The sequence below is a fragment of the Streptomyces sp. NPDC007875 genome (genome assembly GCF_042868035.1).
In the GTDB taxonomy this organism is placed as follows: Bacteria; Actinomycetota; Actinomycetes; order Streptomycetales; family Streptomycetaceae; genus Streptomyces; species Streptomyces antimycoticus.
This window is the reverse complement of the sequence record NZ_JBIADZ010000006.1, coordinates 1-17,747: the sequence shown is the minus strand read 5'-3', so window position 1 is coordinate 17,747 and position 17,747 is coordinate 1. Positions and strand designations below refer to the sequence as shown.

20 protein-coding genes and 2 pseudogenes are annotated in these 17,747 nt (G+C 72.3%); 14 read left to right on the top strand and 8 right to left on the bottom strand.

What is annotated here, in order from left to right; translation table 11 throughout:
- Positions 1-206: 206 nt before the first annotated feature.
- The 4 genes and pseudogenes from ACFYOY_RS14700 to ACFYOY_RS14685 all read left to right on the top strand — a co-directional run.
- Positions 207-1,487 (top strand): annotated as a pseudogene (locus tag ACFYOY_RS14700) (protein kinase); the annotation flags it as partial.
- Positions 1,488-1,661: 174 nt separating this feature from the next.
- On the top strand, positions 1,662-2,468 hold the full coding sequence (locus tag ACFYOY_RS14695) for an alpha/beta fold hydrolase (RefSeq protein WP_388587270.1): 807 nt from the start codon (positions 1,662-1,664) through the stop codon (positions 2,466-2,468).
- Between the two features lie 31 nt (positions 2,469-2,499).
- Entirely contained in the window at positions 2,500-3,336 is an 837-nt protein-coding gene (locus tag ACFYOY_RS14690) for a MerR family transcriptional regulator (protein WP_351878119.1), read from the top strand.
- 13 nt (positions 3,337-3,349) lie between these two features.
- On the top strand, positions 3,350-3,910 hold the full coding sequence (locus ACFYOY_RS14685; protein ID WP_351878117.1) for a GNAT family N-acetyltransferase: 561 nt from the start codon (positions 3,350-3,352) through the stop codon (positions 3,908-3,910).
- A 51-nt stretch (positions 3,911-3,961) separates the two neighbouring features.
- Here ACFYOY_RS14685 and ACFYOY_RS14680 read toward each other — a convergent pair whose 3' ends face one another.
- Positions 3,962-4,828: a helix-turn-helix transcriptional regulator gene (locus tag ACFYOY_RS14680; protein WP_351878114.1), complete on the bottom strand. Its 867-nt coding sequence runs from the start codon at positions 4,826-4,828 to the stop codon at positions 3,962-3,964.
- 114 nt (positions 4,829-4,942) lie between these two features.
- Here ACFYOY_RS14680 and ACFYOY_RS14675 point away from each other — a divergent pair, with 114 nt between their 5' ends.
- Together ACFYOY_RS14675 and ACFYOY_RS14670 are read left to right on the top strand one after the other, a co-directional pair.
- Entirely contained in the window at positions 4,943-5,641 is a 699-nt protein-coding gene (locus ACFYOY_RS14675; RefSeq protein ID WP_351878111.1) for an SDR family NAD(P)-dependent oxidoreductase, read from the top strand.
- A 488-nt stretch (positions 5,642-6,129) separates the two neighbouring features.
- Positions 6,130-6,585: an amidohydrolase family protein gene (locus tag ACFYOY_RS14670; protein WP_388587265.1), complete on the top strand. Its 456-nt coding sequence runs from the start codon at positions 6,130-6,132 to the stop codon at positions 6,583-6,585.
- 358 nt (positions 6,586-6,943) lie between these two features.
- On the opposite strand, the gene ACFYOY_RS14665 is transcribed toward ACFYOY_RS14670, so the two are convergent.
- Positions 6,944-7,576 (bottom strand): NAD(P)H-binding protein, encoded by a 633-nt coding sequence (locus tag ACFYOY_RS14665; RefSeq protein ID WP_351878105.1) that lies wholly within the window; start codon positions 7,574-7,576, stop codon positions 6,944-6,946.
- Complete coding sequence (locus tag ACFYOY_RS14660) at positions 7,573-8,526, bottom strand: EamA family transporter (RefSeq protein WP_351878102.1); 954 nt, start codon at positions 8,524-8,526, stop codon at positions 7,573-7,575. Before ACFYOY_RS14660 ends, ACFYOY_RS14665 begins: the two co-directional genes overlap by 4 nt.
- 80 nt (positions 8,527-8,606) lie before the next feature.
- Here ACFYOY_RS14660 and ACFYOY_RS14655 point away from each other — a divergent pair, with 80 nt between their 5' ends.
- Positions 8,607-9,488, top strand: coding sequence for a LysR family transcriptional regulator (locus ACFYOY_RS14655; RefSeq protein WP_388587262.1), 882 nt, complete (start codon positions 8,607-8,609; stop codon positions 9,486-9,488).
- Positions 9,489-9,513: 25 nt separating this feature from the next.
- Here the strand turns inward: ACFYOY_RS14655 and ACFYOY_RS14650 are convergent, their stop codons facing one another.
- A complete protein-coding gene (locus ACFYOY_RS14650) occupies positions 9,514-10,506 on the bottom strand; it encodes a LacI family DNA-binding transcriptional regulator (RefSeq protein ID WP_388587259.1) in 993 nt (330 codons plus the stop codon).
- Between the two features lie 124 nt (positions 10,507-10,630).
- Here ACFYOY_RS14650 and ACFYOY_RS14645 point away from each other — a divergent pair, with 124 nt between their 5' ends.
- From ACFYOY_RS14645 to ACFYOY_RS14635, 3 genes are read left to right on the top strand one after another with little or no spacing between them, the layout of a single operon-like run.
- On the top strand, positions 10,631-11,500 hold the full coding sequence (locus ACFYOY_RS14645; protein WP_388587257.1) for a helix-turn-helix domain-containing protein: 870 nt from the start codon (positions 10,631-10,633) through the stop codon (positions 11,498-11,500).
- Positions 11,497-12,396, top strand: coding sequence for an aldo/keto reductase (locus tag ACFYOY_RS14640; RefSeq protein ID WP_388587255.1), 900 nt, complete (start codon positions 11,497-11,499; stop codon positions 12,394-12,396). Before ACFYOY_RS14645 ends, ACFYOY_RS14640 begins: the two co-directional genes overlap by 4 nt.
- Positions 12,397-12,455: 59 nt before the next feature.
- Positions 12,456-13,232, top strand: a complete 777-nt coding sequence (locus ACFYOY_RS14635; RefSeq protein WP_388587252.1) for an alpha/beta fold hydrolase — start codon at positions 12,456-12,458, stop codon at positions 13,230-13,232.
- A gap of 85 nt (positions 13,233-13,317) precedes the next feature.
- Here the strand turns inward: ACFYOY_RS14635 and ACFYOY_RS14630 are convergent, their stop codons facing one another.
- The 3 genes from ACFYOY_RS14630 to ACFYOY_RS14620 all read right to left on the bottom strand — a co-directional run bounded on the left by ACFYOY_RS14630 (position 13,318) and on the right by ACFYOY_RS14620 (position 15,683).
- Entirely contained in the window at positions 13,318-14,820 is a 1,503-nt protein-coding gene (locus ACFYOY_RS14630) for a HAMP domain-containing sensor histidine kinase (protein WP_351878084.1), read from the bottom strand.
- Between the two features lie 150 nt (positions 14,821-14,970).
- Entirely contained in the window at positions 14,971-15,510 is a 540-nt protein-coding gene (locus ACFYOY_RS14625) for an ROK family protein (protein ID WP_351878081.1), read from the bottom strand.
- Entirely contained in the window at positions 15,405-15,683 is a 279-nt protein-coding gene (locus ACFYOY_RS14620) for an ROK family protein (protein WP_351878079.1), read from the bottom strand. Before ACFYOY_RS14620 ends, ACFYOY_RS14625 begins: the two co-directional genes overlap by 106 nt.
- Positions 15,684-15,699: 16 nt before the next feature.
- Between ACFYOY_RS14620 and ACFYOY_RS14615 the strand changes: the two genes are divergently transcribed.
- The 3 genes from ACFYOY_RS14615 to ACFYOY_RS14605 all read left to right on the top strand — a co-directional run bounded on the left by ACFYOY_RS14615 (position 15,700) and on the right by ACFYOY_RS14605 (position 16,440).
- A complete protein-coding gene (locus ACFYOY_RS14615; RefSeq protein WP_351878076.1) occupies positions 15,700-15,909 on the top strand; it encodes a hypothetical protein in 210 nt (69 codons plus the stop codon).
- A gap of 129 nt (positions 15,910-16,038) precedes the next feature.
- A complete protein-coding gene (locus ACFYOY_RS14610) occupies positions 16,039-16,173 on the top strand; it encodes a winged helix-turn-helix transcriptional regulator (protein WP_388587246.1) in 135 nt (44 codons plus the stop codon).
- Positions 16,174-16,200: 27 nt separating this feature from the next.
- Complete coding sequence (locus ACFYOY_RS14605; protein WP_388587243.1) at positions 16,201-16,440, top strand: winged helix-turn-helix transcriptional regulator; 240 nt, start codon at positions 16,201-16,203, stop codon at positions 16,438-16,440.
- 41 nt (positions 16,441-16,481) lie between these two features.
- Here ACFYOY_RS14605 and ACFYOY_RS14600 read toward each other — a convergent pair whose 3' ends face one another.
- Positions 16,482-17,156, bottom strand: a complete 675-nt coding sequence (locus ACFYOY_RS14600) for an HAD family hydrolase (RefSeq protein WP_351878070.1) — start codon at positions 17,154-17,156, stop codon at positions 16,482-16,484.
- Between the two features lie 488 nt (positions 17,157-17,644).
- On the opposite strand from ACFYOY_RS14600, the pseudogene ACFYOY_RS14595 reads away from it, so the two are divergent.
- A pseudogene (locus ACFYOY_RS14595) lies at positions 17,645-17,747 on the top strand (hypothetical protein); the annotation flags it as partial.

Sequence of the window (17,747 nt, the reverse complement as noted above, 5' to 3'; positions counted from 1 at the left end):
GGGAGCATGTCCCGATCGGAGCACGGTCGACCGGCGATACCGCCTGTTGATGCGGGGGGACAGCCGGGGTGGCCGACATCTCCGCCACCCCACAGCCCACTGGGGCATGCTGATCCTCCTCAGGCCGGTCCGTACCGGCTGGAGGCGATGTTGGGCGCGGGCGGGATGGGCCGCGTCTACCTGGGGCGTACACACCGGCCGGCAGCGCGGTGGCGGTCAAGGTCGTACACCGCGAATACGCGGGCGACGCGACGTTCCGCAAGCGCTTCGAGCAGGAGGTGGCGGCGGCCCGGCGGGTGCAAGGGGTGTACACCGTGCCGGTCGTGGACGCGGATCTGCGGGCCGATGAGCCCTGGCTGGCCACGGCCTACGTGCCCGGGCCGTCCCTGCAGCACGCGGTCGCCGACAGCGGGCCGTTGGCGGCCGACGCGGCGCTGGGGCTGATCGCCAGGGTGGCGGAAGCCCTGCAGTCCATCCACGCCGCCGATGTGATCCACCGTGACCCGAAACCCTCCAACATCATCCTCACCGCCGAGGGTCCCAAGGTCATCGACTTCGGTATCGCCCGGGCCGCGGACGTCACCACGGTGACCGCCACCGGAATGCGCACCGGAACGCCCGCCTACATGGCGCCCGAATACATCAGGGGGCAGAGCGTCACCGAAGCCGGTGATGTGTTCGCCCTCGGAGTCGTCGTCCACTTCGCCGCCACCGGACGGCTCGCCTTCGGCGGTGGCACCGACCACGGCGTGGTCTACCGCATCCTGGAGCAGGCCCCCGACCTCGACGGCTGCCCCGAGCCGCTCCGGGCCATCGCCGCCGGATGCCTGGAGAAGGAGCCGGAGCGGTGGCCGACCCTCGCCGAGGTCATCGAGCGGTGCCGGCGGGTCGACACGACGGGCGTCGCCGACGCCCACCCACGCACCGTGGTGTCCCCGCCAGGGCCCGAGCGCGTGACACCCGGCCCGCTCAACGCCTCTGGTTCGCTGGGCGCCCCCGGCTTTCCCGACGCCGAGACACGCACATCACTGTCGCCGCGCGGGTCCGGGCCCGCCGCCTCGGTACCGCCGCCGTCGGCTCCGGCAGCGCACGACCCGGCACGGGGCGCCGCCCCCGGCGGTCCCGCGACCCCACCGAGCGCGGACACCTCGCCGAACCCGCCGGTCCCGGACCCGCTCACCACGCCCGCCCCGGGGCTGCCCGTGCTGCTCGGCGGAGTCGGGATCCTCGTCCTCGCCGTCGTCCTGATCGCCGTCCACCTCCCCGGCTCTTCCCCCGACCGCGGCCCGAACCTTCCCTATCGCTCGTTCGGGCCCACGGCCTCCCTCGGCCCCACCGGCCAGTCCAAGACGGCCGAGGGCCTGGCATTCAGCCCGGACGGCAAGACGCTCGCCACCCCCTCCGAATATGGTCTGTTGCTGTGGAACGTGGCCACCCGCAAACCACGCGCCATCCTGTCGACCAGCGCCGAGGGGCAGCCAACGTGATCCAGGACGTGGCCTTCAGCCGGGACGGTCGGCTCATCGCGGGCAACGACAGCAAGCACCGCAGGGTGTACCTGTGGAAGAACCCGTACCGGGCGCGCTAGAACGCGCCCTCCGTGGTGAGGGCCGCCGCGACGGTTGACCCTGACGCAGGGACAACCTCTCAGCATGGTCGGCATGACGACGATTCAGCACTTCACGGTCCACCACGACGGCGTCACCATCCCGGTGTCCCGCGGCGGCCGCGGACGACCGCTGGTCCTGTGCCCCGGCCTCAACTCCACCCAGGCCGACCTGCACGCGCTGTCCGAGCCGCTTCGACGCGACCACGACGTGGTGACCTTCGATCTCAGGGGACATGGCCTCGCCTCGGCCGCCGACCGGTATTCCTTCGACGCGTTCCTGAGAGATCTCTTCGCCGTGCTGGCCGACCTGGAGCGCCTCGGCCTGCCCTCGCCGCCCGTGCTCGTGGGCTACTCGCTGGGCGCGGACCTGGCCGTGCGCTACGCGGCCGAGTGTCCTGACGCCGTGGCCGGGCTCGTCCTCATCGACGGGGCGAACCCGTTGCCCGAACCGTTCATCACCGACGCCGACCTGCCGGAGTTCCGCGCCATGGCGGAGGATCCGGCGAGGCGGCGAGGGATCGAGCGGGCCATGGGCACCGCGCGGCAGGTGCTGCTCACCGCCCAGGACGTCCTCGACCTGCAGCTGGAAATGGATGTGGTGCGGTCCGCAATCCTCGACCGGTACCAGAGGATCGACTGCCCCATCCACATGATCATGTCGACGTCGATCGCCGGCGACAGCACCGAGGGGCGTGCGCCGCGGCACAACCGGCTCTGGCGTGCCGGTATCGACCGCCTCGTCCGCGAACGGCCGCACATCTCCACGTCCTGGCTCGACGCCGACCACCGCCTGGTCTTCACCCACGCCCCCGAGATCGCGGACATCATCCGAAGCGCACACCCTCGGCCGGCAGGCTGACTTCGCGAGCGACTCCGAGGAGACTGAACCGATGCTGACCATCGGCGAGCTGGCGTCCTACGCCGGGGTGACGGTGCGTGCGGTGCGGCATTATCACGCCAAGGGCCTGCTGCCGGAGCCGGGGCGGGACCACTCCGGCTATCGGCGGTACGGCGCCGACGCCGTCGTCGAGCTGATCAGGATCCGGACCCTCGCCGAGGCCGGGGTGCCGCTGGCGCGCGTACGGGACTTGCTACGGGCCGACGGGGACGAGTTCGCCACGGCGGTCGCGGACATCGACAAGCGGCTGCGGGCCGAGATCCGGGAGCGCCGGCGGCACCGCGAGCGCATCGCCCGCCTCGCCGCCGGGGACAGCCTGGCGCTGCCCCCGGCGGTGGTCGAGTTCCTCGACCGACTGCGGGCGCTCGGGGTCGACGAGCGGATCGTCCAGGTCGAACGCGACGGCTGGATCCCGCTGGCCGCGCACGCACCCGAGCGGGTCCCGGAGTGGATGGCACGCAAGCGGGAGCAGATCGCCGACCCGCGGTTCGTCGCGTTCTATCTCACCCTGGGCCAGGCACTCGACCGCACCGGCGACGACCCACGGCTGGTCGAACTGGCCGACCAACTGGCCGCCTACCTCACGCAGATGGCCGAGGAGCAGGGCGAGGACTACATCGACGATGCCGACATCGAGCCACCGCTCACCAAGGTGATGGACACCCTCGCCTTCGACACCATGCCATCGGCCCGCCGACTGATCGAGTTGCTGAAGCAGCGGGGCTGGACCGGCTGGACCAAGCTCGAGCGCGTGGCCGCGCCACGCGACCGCGGTCAGCCGGCGGACGGCCTGCCTCGAATATCCGGTGGCGGGCCCGGCCACCGGTGATGAGGATCGCGGCATGCATGTCTTCCTGGAGACCGAACGGCTCGTGCTGCGCCCGTTCACCGAGGCCGACGCCGACCACCTCTTCGCGCTGGACAACGACCCCGACGTCATGCGCTTCATCAACGGCGGCAAGCCGACCAGCCGCGAGACGCTCCACGCCCAGACCCTGCCACGCCTTCTCCACGACCACCCGTGCTTCGGCACCCGTGGCTACTGGGCCGCCGAGGGGAAGGCCACCGGAACCTTTCTGGGCTGGTTCGAGTTCCGTCCTCTGGACGACCACAGCCCCGCCGTGGTGGAACTCGGCTACCGGCTGAACAAGGCCGCCTGGGGCAAGGGTTACGCCGCCGAGGGAGCGCGGGCCCTGATCCACAAGGGCTTCACGGACCTCGGCGTCGAACGGGTCACCGCGGACACCATGGCGGTGAACACCCGCTCGCGGCGGGTGATGGAGAAGGCGGGCCTGTCGTTCCTCCGGAACTTCACCGGGGACTGGCCGGACGCGATCGAAGGATCCGAGCACGGCGAAGTCGAGTACGAACTCACCCGGGCCGCCTGGAAGCAACGCCGATAGCCGTCAGCCTCGCCGCGCCTATGCAGCCGGCCGATCGACGGGTAGGCCGGATCAGCTGTGCGTGGCGGCCGGTGGGCCGGCGATGGTGGTGAGCCGGAGCTTGGTCTCGTCCTCGCTGCCGGGCATGGCGGTCATGATGACGATCTTGAGTTCGGAGTCGCCGTCGGTCAGGGTGTCGCAGTCCACTGTGACCGGGCCCACCGACGGGTGGTCGATCGTCTTGTGGTCCTCGCGGTGCGTGGCCACCTCTCCGGTCGCCCATAGCTCGGCGAACCTCCGGTTGCCCGCGTTCAGCTCGCGGATCAGCGCGGCCAAGCGGCTGTCCTCGGGGAAGCGGCCGGTGGCGCGGCGCAGGTCGGAGACGACGGCGGCGTCGGTGGCCGCGCGGTCCGCCTCGGTCACCGGCCACCGCGTGAGGCGGGCGGGACCGGCGTCCACCGGGAACCTGTCGCGAGCGAAGTTGCGCAGCCGCGGCGGCGAGGCGGAGGGGTCGCCCAGGAGAGCGGCCCACCCATGGTTCCACCACACCAGTTGCCAATCCGCCGCGAACACGGCAACCGCCACGTCCCCGAGCCGGGCGAGCACCCGCTGCACACCGGGCGGAAGATGGTCGGAGATCGCGCCGCTCTCCGGTGGGACGAGCTGGGCCAGCCGGTACAGGTGATCCCGCTCGGCGGTGGACAACTGCAGGGCGCGCGCCAAGGACGCCACCACCGACACCGAGGGGGTCGTGGCCCGCCCCTGCTCCAGGCGCACGATGTAGTCGACCGACACCCCGGCCAGATCGGCCAGTTCCTCGCGCCGCAGCCCGGCCGTCCGGCGCCCGCGGGCCACCGGCAGTCCGGCGGCCGACGGAGGCAGCCGGTCCCGCCATGTGCGGATCATCGCGCCCAGTCCGGTTCCGGGGGTCGTCGGCATGCTCGCCATCCTCCTTCATCCCCGGTCGTGCGGGTCGGCGCGAGGGTGGTACTGGTCTTCCTACCGTCGAAGCCTCCCTGGTCCGCCTCCTCCGTCGGGACCAGTATCGAACGCATGACGATCACCTTCATCACCGGAGCCAACAAGGGTCTCGGCCGCGAGACCGCCCGCCGCCTGATCGAGTGTGGCCACACCGTGCTCGTCGGAGCCCGCGACCGCGAGCGGGGCGAGGAGGCCGCCGCCGCGCTCGGCGCACGCCACGTCCCCATCGACGTGACCGACGACGCGTCCGTGGCCGCCGCGGCCTCGAACGTCGCCGCACACGAGGGAAGGATCGACGTCCTGATCAACAACGCCGGTGTCCACGGCCCCGTCGGCGCCCCCGGCGATCTCACCGCCGCCGACGCCCGCGCCGTCCTCGACGTCAACGTCATCGGCGTCATCCGCACCACCACCGCGTTCCTGCCGCTGCTGCGTCGCTCGCACGACCCTGTGATCGTCAACGTCAGCAGCGGCATGGGCTCCCTCGCCCTCACCCATGACCCCGCCCGCCCCGAGTCACGCGTCGTCGCACCGCTGTACACCGCCTCCAAGGCGGCGCTGACGATGTTGACCACGCAGTACGCCAAGGGGCTGGGGGGCATCCGCGTCAACGCCGCCGACCCCGGATACACCGCGACCGACCTCAACGGGCACAGCGGCCCCCAAACCGTCACCGAGGGCACGGACGCGATCGTCGCCCTCGCCACCGAGGAGCCCGGCGCCGGCACCGGACGCTTCGTCTCCCGCCATGGCGAGATCGCCTGGTCCTGAACAGCCGTAACCGTGTGCCCGACTGCTCGGACAACGACGGAATTCGTTGTCGATGACCCCCGCTACGGGTCATATCCGCAGTGCCGGGCGGCTGGTGCTTACGGGCTTAATCACGAAGGCTGACGCGTCATTACCTCATCACACTCAGGGAGTGAGCATGGGCTTTGACCTGGCGCGCCGTCGTCTTCTGTCGGCCGCGGGCGCAGCGGGTGTCGCGGGTGCCCTCGGTCGGGGCGCCTCTGACGCGTTCGCGGCCTCCGGCCGCCCTTCGTCCGGATCCCGTGGCTCGTCGGGATCCCGTCGTTCGGCCGCGACGATCATCCACGGTGGGCGGGTGCTGACCGGTCTGCCGTATGTGCCGCAGCAGGAGGCCCTCGCCGTGGGGAGGGACGGGACGATCCTCGCGGTCGGCCCGGCGTCCCTGGTGCGCCGGCTGGCCGGGCGGGACACCGACTTCGTCGACGCCCGCGGCGGCACCGTCATGGCGGATGTATCCGGCGCGCAGCCTGGAGCGGCACGGTGCGGCGCTGGCCGGGGGATCGGACTGGCCGGTGGACCCGCTCGACTCCTTCAACCAGATCCGCACCGCGATCGACCGGAACGGCGACGACGGGGCGCTGTACCCGGAGCGGGAGGGCATCAGCCGCGCCACCAGCCTGCGCATGCACACGGCGGGCTCGGCCCATCAGCTCCGTATCGACCGCGAGACCGGTGTGCTCACCCCGGGCCGGGCCGCCGATGTGATCGTGCTCGACCGGGATGTGACCCGGGTGCCGGTCAAGGACATCACCGGTACGAAGGTGCGCCTGACACTGGCGGGCGGCAGGCGCATCTGGGACGCGGATCAGCCGGGCGCCCCGGCCTCCGCCACCTCGTTCGCGGCCCGGCCCGCCTCCCTCGCCTCCGTGCACGGCCGCCATGCCGCCTGCGGCTGCCAGGGCTGACCACCTGTCCACCTGGTATACCGCCCTGCCTCACCGGGCCCGGTAGCTCTCCGGGCCCAGGGGGCGTCCGGCGGATCGTGACGCCTGCGGCGGGCTGTTCCCCTCCCGCCCCTTCCCTCGACTGGGGCTCTGCCCCAGACCCCGGGGTCCAGGGGCGACGCCCCTGCCACGCGGCGGAGCCGCATGGCGATGCAATCCAGCCCCTCCGGCGTTTGAGGAGCGGGGTCCGGGGCGGAGCCCCGGTGGGGGCCCGGGGCCGGGCCCCCACGCGGCGGAGCCGCATTTCGATGCTGCGGGAAGGGGCGGGGAGGGGAAAGCGCCGGTATGCGGCTCCGCCGCGTGGTCCGCCGGACACCCCTTAGTAGCCGACGGTGAAGTGTTCGTCCTCGCTCGGGTTCTCGAGCTCGTCGAGGACGGCCACGGCGAGATCCTCGGCCGAGATGTGGGACGCGCCGTCGGCGCCGGTGATGAGGGTCGTGGTGCCGCGTCGGTAGGTTCCGGTGCGCGCTCCGGGTTCGAGGACGGCGGGCGGGCTGAGGTAGACCCAGTCGGCCCGGTGTGCTCGGCAGGCGTCCAACTGCGCGGCGCTGGCGGCGGCGATGGGTCGGAACGCCGGTGGCACGTAGTCCGGACTGTCGACCACGAGCCGGTCGGGGCGTCCCGGGATCCGCAGGGGCGCGGCGCCGCCGACGACGAGTATGCGCGTCCGGGCTGTCGCGGCCGCGGCGAGCAGGGCCGTCGTGGTCGTGACGGCGGTGTGTTCGTGGCCGGGGGCGGGGCGGGTCGCGGCCACGATCGCGTCGGTTCCGGCGAACAGCCGGCTCATATGGCCGGGGTCGTTCGCGTCGCCCTCGACGGCGATCGCCCCGGGCGGCAGGACGGCGGGCGGCTCTGTGCGGAACACCGCGACGAGGTCATGGCCCCGGCGCGTGGCTTCGGTGACGACGCGCGAGCCGACCATGCCCGCGGCTCCGACGACGGCGATCTTCATTGACGTGTCCCTTCCGGTGTGGGGGTGGAGACGGAGTCGTGCGAACGGGTGCGGGGCGGAAGCTGTCCCGCGACGATCGCGGCGAGTGAGAGCGCGAACCCCACGAGTTGGACCGGGCCGAGTGTCTGGCCGAGCAGGACGGCGCCGAGAACGGCGGCGACCAGCGGCGAGAGCAGGGCGAGAACCGCGACGGCGGAGACGGGCAAGGTGGTGATGCCCTGGAACCACAGGGCGTAGGTGATCAGGCCGCCGACCAGACCCAGCCAGAGGTAGCCGAGGGCGGCGGCCGGGTCGATCGCGGGAGGGGATCCCTCGCCAAGGAAGGCGAGGGGCAGCAGGAACAGACCTCCCGCGGTGAGTTGCCAGCCGGCGAAAGCGGTGGGACCGACGTCGGCGGGGCGCCCCCAGCGTTTGGTGAGCGTCACGCCGAGTGCCATCGTGGCCGCGCCGGCGAGGCCCGCCACGATTCCGACGGTGTCGAGTGCCGCGTTCGGCCCGATCACCACCAGGCCGACGCCGACGACGCCCGCCACGGCCCACACCAGGCGCCGGGCGGACAGCCGCTCGTGGAGCACGGTGACGGCCAGGACGGCGACGACGAGTGGCTGGGACGCCGCCAGGGTCGCGGCGACGCCTCCCGGCAGGCGTTGGGCCGCGATGAACAGCAGCGGGAGGAACAGCCCGATGTTCAGCACCCCGAGCGCCGCCGCCTTCCCCCACCAGGCTCCGCGCGGCAGGGTGCGGGTGAGGGCCAGCGCGACCAGCCCGGCGGGCAACGCGCGCAGGAGCCCCGCGAACAGGGGGTGTCCCTCAGGGAGAAGCTCGGTGGTGACGACATAGGTCGTGCCCCACACCGAGGGAGCGAGCGCCGTCAGGGCGGTGCGTGGCAGATTTCCGTGGCGGATACCGCCGGCCCCGCCGGAGACCGCCCGTGTGGTGTGACGTGTCATGCCTCGCAGTCTCATCGAGCGGCGATCAATGAGTCCAACACATGTTTTTCACCTCATCCATCTTCATTCACGATGGATCCATGGAGCTTCAGCAGATGCGGTACGTCGTCGCCGTCGCCGAGACGAACAGCTTCACCCGGGCCGCCGAACGATGTCTGGTCGTCCAGTCCGCCCTCAGCCACCAAGTCGCCCGTCTGGAGCGGGAACTCGGTGCGAGACTCTTCGAGCGCACCAGCCGCCGGGTGCGGCTGACACCGGCCGGTGAGGCGTTCCTCCCGGCCGCCCGCCAGTGTCTGGACGCCGCCGAGCGCGCGGCCGCCGAGGTCGCCGCGGCCGTCGGAGAGGTGCGGGGACGGCTGGCCGTGGGCGTGATCTCCACCGTCACCGCGGTCGATATCCCCGGCGCGCTGCGCGACTTCCGCGAGCGGTACCCACAGGTGCGCATCAGCCTGCGGGTGGCCGCGAGCGACGACCTCGTCGAACAAGTCAGGGAAGGAGCCCTCGACGTGGCGTTCCTCGGGCTGCCCACTACGGCCCGACCCCAAGGCGTCGTCGCCCGCGAACTCGCGCGGGACCGGCTCGTCGCCGTGGTCGCGCCGGACCATCCACTCGCCGGGGAATCAGAGGTCGACCTGCGCAGGCTCTCCACCGAGGTGTTCGTGGACCTTCCGGCCGGGACGGCCGGACGTGCCCAGTCCGACCTGGCCTTCGACGCCGCTGGTCTCGGCCGTGATGTCGCCTTCGAGGTGACCAGCGCGCACTTCATCGCCCGGCTCGTGCGGCCGGGCCTCGGCGTGGCCATGCTCCCCTCCGCCTACGTGCCCCATCTCGCCGGTGTCGTCACCATCGAGGTCGCCGACGCCCCGGCTCGCGTGGAGTACGTTATCTGGAGCCGTTTCAGCCGCACACCGGCGGCGACCGCCTTCCTCGCCGCCCTCGACATCATGGCAACGGAAACCTGACCTTCGCGGCCCGGCGCCTCCGTCATCACGTGTGCCGCCGGGGTCGGCGCATCGAGGAGGACCGAACCTCCAGACGGGTCTCGATCACCACGGGCGGCGGCGTGTGCGGCGGGTTCTCCACCAGGCTCACCAGCGCGTCGACGGCCGCCGCACCGGCCTGTTCCGGGGCCAGCGACACCGTCGACACGGGCGGGGCGGTGCGCCCGTAGGCCGGATCCTCGCTGCTGCACACCACCATCAGGTCGTCCGGCACCGAAAGACCGCACCGCGCGGCCGCCTCCAGGACCTGGCGGCCGCAGGGGTCATACAGGCCGAACACCGCGTCCGCCCTGCCGTCCCCGGTCAGCAGGGCGTCCAGCCGCGGTCCCTCGGAGCCGTCCTCGGCGAACGGGACAACACACGGCCGCACACCGGTGCGCGCGCACCACCGCCGGTAGGCCGTCACGCTCGCGCGGGTGTAGTACTCCTGGGTGGGCCCCGCGATCAGCGCGATCCGCTCCGCGCCCTGCCCGGCCAGATGCTCCAGGACACGGCGGGTCATGGCCTCGTGGTCGGTGTCGACCCAGGTCTCCCGCGCCCGCAGCTCGCCGGGACGGCCGTCGAACACCCACGGCAGACCGCGAGCGCGCAGCAGCCGCACCACGGGGTCGCTGGGCGGACTGTCCACCAGCACCACTCCGGCGGCCGGCAGGGTGCGCCACATGTGCTCGGCGGGCCCCGAGGGCATCGCCATCAGCGCGTAGCCACGCCGATGGGCGGCGATGGTGGCCGCGCTGATGGCCTGGGCGAAATACGGCACGCTCGCGAAGTCCCACGCACTCTCACCATGAGCGGTCACCGCGAGCCCCAGGGTGCGCCCGCCGCCGCCCGCCGGGCCGTAGCCGAGCGCACCGGCCACCGCCTTCACCCGGGCCCGCGTCGGCTCCGAGACCCGGCCCGTGCCGTTGAGCACGTTGGACACCGTCGCGGTCGACACCTCCGCCGCCCGTGCCACGTCCGCGATCGTCACCCTGGACACGCCCGGCAGAATACGCTCCCGCGCCACCCTCGACTGACCCCAGCGCCCGCAAGGGAACCGCTGACCTGCGGGTGGGTGCATCGCACCCACCCGCGGCACCCTTGTCCTGATTAGCCTGGCCGGTGTGGAGAGCGAGAACAAACTCGGTGAGTATCTGCGCGCCCGCCGCGCGATGACCGCACCGTCCGACGTCGGATTCCCCGACGACCCCTCCCGCCGGGTTCCCGGTCTGCGGCGGGATGAGGTGGCGCTGCTCGCCGGAGTGAGCACGGACTACTACATCCGGCTCGAGCAGGGCCGTGAGCGGCACCCGTCCGAGCAGGTGCTCCAGGCGATCGCCCGGGCGCTGAGGCTCGACGACGCCGCGGCCGCGCATCTGTTCCGGCTCGGCCTGCCCGTCCTCGGACCGTCCGTGTCCTCGGCGGCGACCGTCAGCCCCGAGCTGCGGCGGCTGATGGACGGCATGCACGACGTGCCCGCCTTCGTCGTCGGCGCGGCCCAGGACGTCCTGGCCGCGAACGCGATGGCGCGGGAGCTGTACCGCGGTTTCGCCCGGTACGACAACCTGCTCCGGATGATCTTCCTTGATCCCTTCGCCCAGGAGTTCTACGGTTACTGGGAGAAGGCGGCGCAGACCGCGGTGAACAATCTGCGGGCGTCGTCGTCGCGGTTCCCGGGCGAGGAGCGCATCGAACGCGTCGTCGGCGAGCTGAGCGTGCGCAGTCCCGCGTTCGCCACCTTGTGGGCCCGCTACGAGGTCCGCCCGCGCACCCACGAGGACAAGCACTTCCGGCATCCGCGGGTCGGTGAACTCCGTCTGCACTTCGAAGCGCTGGCCGTCACCAGCGCGCCGGGACAGCACCTGTCCGTCTACAGCGCGGAACCCGGCAGCACCGGCCGCGATGGCCTGATCCTGCTGCGCCGGCTCGCCGAGCAGAGCACCGCTTCCGCCGAACGGAGCACCACCACAGAGGAAGGAAACCTCCACTCGTGACCGCATCCCTCGCCCACGCCACCGGCAGTTTCGAGATCGCCGGGAAGAAGGTCGCCCGTCTGGGCTTCGGCGCCATGCGACTCACCGGACGCGGCGTATGGGGCGAACCCGACGACCGCGAGGAGTGCCTCCGCGTGGTCCGCCGCGCCGTCGAACTCGGCGTCCAGCTCATCGACACCGCCGACTCCTACGGGCCGCACGTCAGCGAAGAGATCATCCGGGAGGCCATCCACCCCTACCCGGATGACGTCCTCATCGCGACCAAGGCCGGTCTGACCCGCAACGGCCCCGACGTGATCGAGACCGATCAGGGACCGGTGCGACTGGGCCCCGCGGCATGGCCGCCGGTCGGGCGCCCGGAATACCTGCGCCAGCAGGCCGAGATGAGCCTGCGGCGCCTCGGCCTGGACCACATCGACCTGTTCCAGTTGCACCGCGTCGACCCGAAGGTCCCGCTGGAGGACCAGGTCGGTGAATTGAGGGCGCTCCAGGACGAAGGCAAGATCGTCGCGATCGGCCTGTCCCAGGTGACCGTCGACCAGATCGAGCAGGCCCGGCGGATCGCCGACATCGCCACCGTCCAGAACCGCTACAACCTCACCGACCGCGGCTCCGCCGACGTGCTCGACCACTGCACCCGCCACGGCATCGGCTTCATCCCCTGGGCCCCGGTGGGCGCCGGCCGACTCGCCCGGCCCGGCGGACCGGTCGACCGCATCGCCTCCGCACACGGCGCCACCCCCTCCCAGGTCGCACTCGCCTGGCTGCTGGCCCGCTCCGAGGCCATGCTGCCCATCCCCGGCACCTCCAAGGTGGCTCACCTGGAGGACAACGTGGCCACGGCACAACTGCGCCTGAGCGGCGAAGAGATCGACGAGCTCACCGGCGCCGTATGACGGCCACGCCCGCGAAGCCGGCCTCCCCTTGTGCGCCTTCACCGACGAAAGACCGATCCATGCTGCTGCCCTTTGACGAGGCGGGCCGCGGGCGCGCCGTCGTCCTGCTCCACGCCCGGCCCACGGATCGCACCATGTGGCGGGCGCACCTTCCGCTGCTCGCCGAGGCCGGCGTCCGGGCGATCGCCCTGGACCTGCCCGGCCACGGTGCGGCGCTCGTGCCCGACGAGCGCGTGGTGGCACCCTGGGCGGACGTCCTCGCCACGCTCGACCACCTCGGGGTCGACCGCTTCGTGCTGGCCGGGAACTCGCTCGGGGCGCTGGTGGCGCTCCAGGTGGCCGTCACGGACCCCGGCCGGGTGGCGGGCCTGGTCCTGGTGGGCTACCGCCCCCATGACCAACCACCGTCCCCCCGCCTGCGGCGGGCCTGGGACAGCGAGAGAACGGCACTGGACGCCGGCGACATCGACGCCGCCGTACGGGCAGGGGTCGACGCCTGGACGGCAGCGGACGCACCCCGCGAAGCGCGGGCGCACGCGGCCCGCATGCTGCGCGAGCAGGTGCGGTCCCAGCTCACCCATGGCGAACCGGCCCGGTCGGCGGACCCGCTGGACGAGGACCCGGCCGCGGTGCGCGCACTCGGCATCCCGGCCGTGGTGGGCGTCGGCGAGCGCGACATGCCCGACTTCTTCCACGGGGGCGAGAGTCTGGCGCGTGAGCTGGGCGCGGGTGAAGTGGTGGTCATCCCGGGCGCGGGACATCTCGCACCGCTGGAACAACCCGCGGCCTTCTGCGAACTGCTCGTCAATGTCATGAAGGGTGAGCGGCCGCGATGAAGGGGTGAGCGGCCGCGAAGCTCCATGGCGCGGCAGATGGCGGCCGTACGGCCCTGATCGGGACCGCGCTCGGTGTCCCCGCGGCTCACACCTGGGTTTCGGAGGTGGGCGTCAGCTGGTGGCGGCCGGTCAGCCAGTCCCGGCGCAGGAGCGGCAGGGTGCTCTCCACGTCCCGGACGTCGGTGGCCGGCAGCCGCACCTCGAAGCGTGTGCCGGGCCGTCCGTCGGGCCGGTCCAGCACGGCGATCCGGCCCCGGTGCAGGTCGATCTGCTGGGCGACCAGGGTCAGGCCGAGGCCGGAGCCGGGGCTGTCCGGGCCCCGCAGGAACCGCTGGAAGACCTCGTCGCGGCGCTCGGGAGGGATGCCGGGGCCGTGGTCGTCCACGGTGAGCACCGCTGCCGACTCATGTGGATCGCGGGACGGGCGCAGGGTGACCTCGATGCGGGCGGTACCGTCGGCGGCGCGGCCATGGGTCCAGGCGTTGGTCAGCAGATTGTCCACCGCCGAGCGCAGCCCCTCCTCCCAGCCGTGCACCAGCAGCCCCGTGGTGGTGCGCACGGACACCTCGGCGCCCGCGTGGGTGCGCCGCAGGTCGGAGACCGAGGCGTCCACCACCTCCGCCAGGTCCAGCGACGCGAACGCGTCCGCCTCGACCAGGTCGCCCTGCGCGAGTGCCCTGAGCATCACGAGCAACCCGAGCAGCCGGGCGTGCTCGCGCCCCAGGTCCTCGAGCACCTCCGCCCGGTCGCCGGGATCCAGGCCGGGGTGGTCGGTGAGGATGTCGATGTTGGTGCGCATGCTCATCAGCGGGGTGCGCAGCTCGTGGGACGCGGTCGCGGCGAACGCGCGGGCGGTGGCCAGCGCCTCCCCGGTGCGTTCGACCTGCTCGTCGTAGCGGGCGAGCACCGTCTGCACCGTGTACGCCAGGTCGTCGACCTCGGCGATACGGGTCGGGGTGTGCTCCAGGCGCGCGGCGCTGGCCCTGGGGTCCAGGCCGCTGGTACGCCGCTGCAACCGCCGCAGCGGCAGGACCGCCCGGGTGGCGATGGCCCAGGTGGTGGCCCCGGCCAGGGGCGCGGCCAGCAGCGCCCCGAGCACCACCCGCCGGCGCACCAGCGCCAGCTCCTCCTCGGCGGTGTCCGGCGAGAACAGCCACAGATTCGGCGGTGCGTTGCCCTTTTTCGCGGCACCGACACGCAGCGAAAGGGCCAGCCAGTCCGTGTCGCCGGAGGTCACGGTGACCGGCTTCGGCGCACTGCGGGGCAGCGAGGGGAACGGGTCGGGCTGCGGGCCGGCCGTGATCGTGCCCCCGGGCGCCCCGGGCGCGGTCAGCCGGACGCCCACGTCCCGCGCGGAGTTGACCAGCCGCCGCTGCCGGGCCTGCTCCATGACCGGGCGGTCGGTCCCGGCGACGTCCAGGAACGCCTTGGCGTTCTTGGCGAGGACCGTCGCGCGGGCGCGCAACTGGGAGTCCTGGCGCGCACGCAGGTCATCGGTGACCAGATGCAGCAGCAGCCAGCCGGAGGCCAGCACCAGCAGGGGCACGCTCAGGCCGACCGCGAGGGCGATGCGGGTGGACAGCTTCACGGCGTCTCCCCGGCAGGCAGGCGCTCACCGTCCGTGCGGTGCGGCCACCGCCGTATGGGCGCGTCGTCGGCCATGGGCACTCGCCCGTCCCTGCCTGCCATGCTCACCCCTGTCTCGCGGCGTCCGAACGAGTCCGTCCGAGGAGACCGATCAAATCATCGCCATGACCCGAGTCTCCACGCCGAGCGGACCGCCCGGAGCGGCGTAAGCGGAGCACCCGCCCGCGCGACCACCACGCCGCGCCCTCACCCGGGCGCGGCCATCCCCGCCCGACTGACGGAGTAGCGGGGCGGCACCGGCGACTGCTGCTGGAGCAGGCCGATGGCGCCGAGGGCGGTGGCCGCGTGGCCGAGCCCGGGCCGGACGCACCCTCAACGGTGGCCACGAGCCGCGCATCACCTTCGCGTTCAACTCGCGTTCGATCGGCTCCAGCAGGGCCGGACCGGCATCGACCAGCTCACCGCCCACGACGATCACATCAGGTCCGGGGGAGGGGCACACATCGCCGAGCACCTTGCCGATATGCGCACCGGCCCGCGCCAGGACCGCGTGCGCGGTCCGATCGCCCGCGGCCAGTGCGGCCGTCAGCTCCGCCACTTGAGAGTTGCCGCCGTACCGCCCGCGGTCCGGTAGGCGTCCAGTACGGCCCCGACGGAGGCCACCGTCTCCAGACACCCGGTCCCGCCGCATTCACAGGGGGCACCGTCCGGGTCCACCGTGATGTGGCCGAACATCCCGGAGACCCCGTGCGCGCCGCGGTGCAGCGTGCCGGCCACCACGAGACCGCCGCCGATACCATGGGACAGCCGCAGATACAGAACGTTCCGCTCACCCGCGGCCGCGCCCCAGACCGTCTCGGCCAACGCCGCCAGCCGTGCGTTGTCTCGATCAGCGCCTGAGTTCAGGTCAGGAGCCGAGGGCCCCCGCGAACAGGTCTTCGCGGGCGTCGGCGCCGAAGTCCTGCGGCGGCTCGAGGAGTACGGCGTCTACGAGGAACTGGCCGGAACTTCGGCGACCGGCGACGCCACCCACTCGCTCGCCGAACAGATCGTCACGGTGGACCGTGGCGCACTCTTCACGGGGAAGTAGGCGCCTTTTGATGGGGCAACTCTCTGATGAAGAGTCGCCATCGCTCGGGCGGGTTTCCCGCTCTGAGTAGGCTGGCGGGTGAGAGAGAAGCGGGACGAGGCCGTGAACGAGGCTGAGGAGAACCCGGGCATGGCGAGAGCACCGCGCACCGACTGGGACCCGTACGCCGGAGGCTGTCCGTCCCGCGACGTCCTCGACCGCATCGGCGACAAGTGGACCGTGCTCGTCCTCGGTGAACTGGCGAATTCCGGCGCCAAGCGGTAGACGGCACTGCGCAGAAGGCTGGACGGGGTGAGCGAGAAGATGCTCACGCAGAGGCTGCGCGCCTTGGAGCGGAACGGTCTGGTCCGTCGGACCATCCATCCGGAGATCCCGCCCCGGGTCGAGTACGAGCTCACCGAACTGGGCGTGACTCTGCGCGGGCCGCCGCTGGCGCTGACGGACTGGTCGACGCGTCACATGGACGAGGTTCTGGAGGCGCGGGCCGCCTACGACCAGGGCAAGGAAGCCGCGCACGAGTCGGCGGGCTGAACCGGGGCGGGGGGCCGGCGGTCGGCCCGCTCGTTCCCGGCTCAAATGTGCGGAAACGGTTCGGTCAGCGAGGTGAGTACGTGGTCGGCCTCGGCGGCCCGCAGCTCCTCGGCGGTGTAGCGGCCGCTGGCGACCCCGACCGCGGTGGCGTTCGCCGCGCGCGCGGCCTCGATGTCGCGGGGGGTGTCCCCGACCACGTAGACATCGGAGCGGGCCAGATCGTGTCCATGTAGCCGGGCGGCCTTGGCCATGGCCAGGCGGGTGATCTCCGCCCGGTCCGGGGAGTCCGAGCCGTAGGCGCCGAAGACGAAGTAGCGGCCCAGTTGGCCCGGTTCCATCTTGATCCTGGCCGCGCCCTCCATCGCGCCGGAGATCAGCCCGAGGATGATCCCCGCGTCCGTGATCCGCCGCAGGGTGTCCTCGACGCCGTCCAGGACGCGGTACCCCTCCGATGTCTGGATGTCCTCCGACAGATGCCATAGATACGCGGCGTAGAGGCGGGCCATCTCATCGTGACTGGGCTCGCGGCCGAGCACGGCCCGGAAGGTCTTCCGGCCGACCTGTGGATCGGTCTCCCCGGCCGAGGTGTGGTCCCCGATATCGGCGGCCACACCGTGCAACCGGTCGAACGCCCAGGCCCAACTCCGTCTCCCCGAGCCTCCGGTGTGCACCAGCGTTTCGTCGATGTCGAAGAGCGCTGCTTTCGGTCCGGCCATGGCGTTCTCCTCCGGCTCCGCCTGCCTCCAGGGTGCGCGATGGCGCCGGGGGCGGCCAGTTGCGTCACCGCGGTGTTGGTAGTGCGGTTGACGGCCGACGCCGTCCTCCGGCTGTGGCAGAGCGCCGGTCGCGTGCCCACAGCGGAACCACTCGGCGGCGAGCGCGGAGCTCCTCCAAACCGACCTCCTGGGGCCCGCACGAGCGGCCTCGGAGCAGTGCCTGCCCCGGTCGTGGCTCACCGGACACGCCGGATCCCCGGCGGCCGAAGTTGAGGGTGGATACGGGCGAGCCTAGGCTGGTGGAAGTGGGCAAACGAGATGGCCCACACTCGGCCGAACGCCCCACCATCGTGTCTGGCACGGCGGTCCCTTCCCCACCGGACCCGCCCGTCCCACGGCCGCCGCTCAGCTCCGGCCCTTATGACCAGGCCCGTGGACGCAGTGCACAAGCGCAGACATCCATCGAGCGCAGGGAGGGCGGCGTAGCCATGACCGACCTGGACACGCTGTCGGTGAACACGATCCGCGGACTGTGCATGGACGCGGTGCAAAAGGCGAATTCGGGGCACCCCGGAACGCCGATGGGGATGG

Coding starts and splice junctions, on each gene's coding strand:
- ACFYOY_RS14665 (WP_351878105.1), bottom strand. CDS start 7,576: ATGAAGATCGCCGTCGTCGGAGCCGCGGGCATGGTCGGCTCGCGCGTC.
- ACFYOY_RS14690 (WP_351878119.1), top strand. CDS start 2,500: ATGCTGACCATCGGCGAGCTGGCGTCCTACGCCGGGGTGACGGTGCGT.
- ACFYOY_RS14600 (WP_351878070.1), bottom strand. CDS start 17,156: ATGGCCGGACCGAAAGCAGCGCTCTTCGACATCGACGAAACGCTGGTG.
- ACFYOY_RS14635 (WP_388587252.1), top strand. CDS start 12,456: ATGCTGCTGCCCTTTGACGAGGCGGGCCGCGGGCGCGCCGTCGTCCTG.
- ACFYOY_RS14610 (WP_388587246.1), top strand. CDS start 16,039: ATGGCGAGAGCACCGCGCACCGACTGGGACCCGTACGCCGGAGGCTGT.
- ACFYOY_RS14625 (WP_351878081.1), bottom strand. CDS start 15,510: ATGCGGCGGGACCGGGTGTCTGGAGACGGTGGCCTCCGTCGGGGCCGT.
- ACFYOY_RS14695 (WP_388587270.1), top strand. CDS start 1,662: ATGACGACGATTCAGCACTTCACGGTCCACCACGACGGCGTCACCATC.
- ACFYOY_RS14670 (WP_388587265.1), top strand. CDS start 6,130: ATGTATCCGGCGCGCAGCCTGGAGCGGCACGGTGCGGCGCTGGCCGGG.
- ACFYOY_RS14685 (WP_351878117.1), top strand. CDS start 3,350: ATGCATGTCTTCCTGGAGACCGAACGGCTCGTGCTGCGCCCGTTCACC.
- ACFYOY_RS14675 (WP_351878111.1), top strand. CDS start 4,943: ATGACGATCACCTTCATCACCGGAGCCAACAAGGGTCTCGGCCGCGAG.
- ACFYOY_RS14655 (WP_388587262.1), top strand. CDS start 8,607: ATGGAGCTTCAGCAGATGCGGTACGTCGTCGCCGTCGCCGAGACGAAC.
- ACFYOY_RS14680 (WP_351878114.1), bottom strand. CDS start 4,828: ATGCCGACGACCCCCGGAACCGGACTGGGCGCGATGATCCGCACATGG.
- ACFYOY_RS14660 (WP_351878102.1), bottom strand. CDS start 8,526: ATGACACGTCACACCACACGGGCGGTCTCCGGCGGGGCCGGCGGTATC.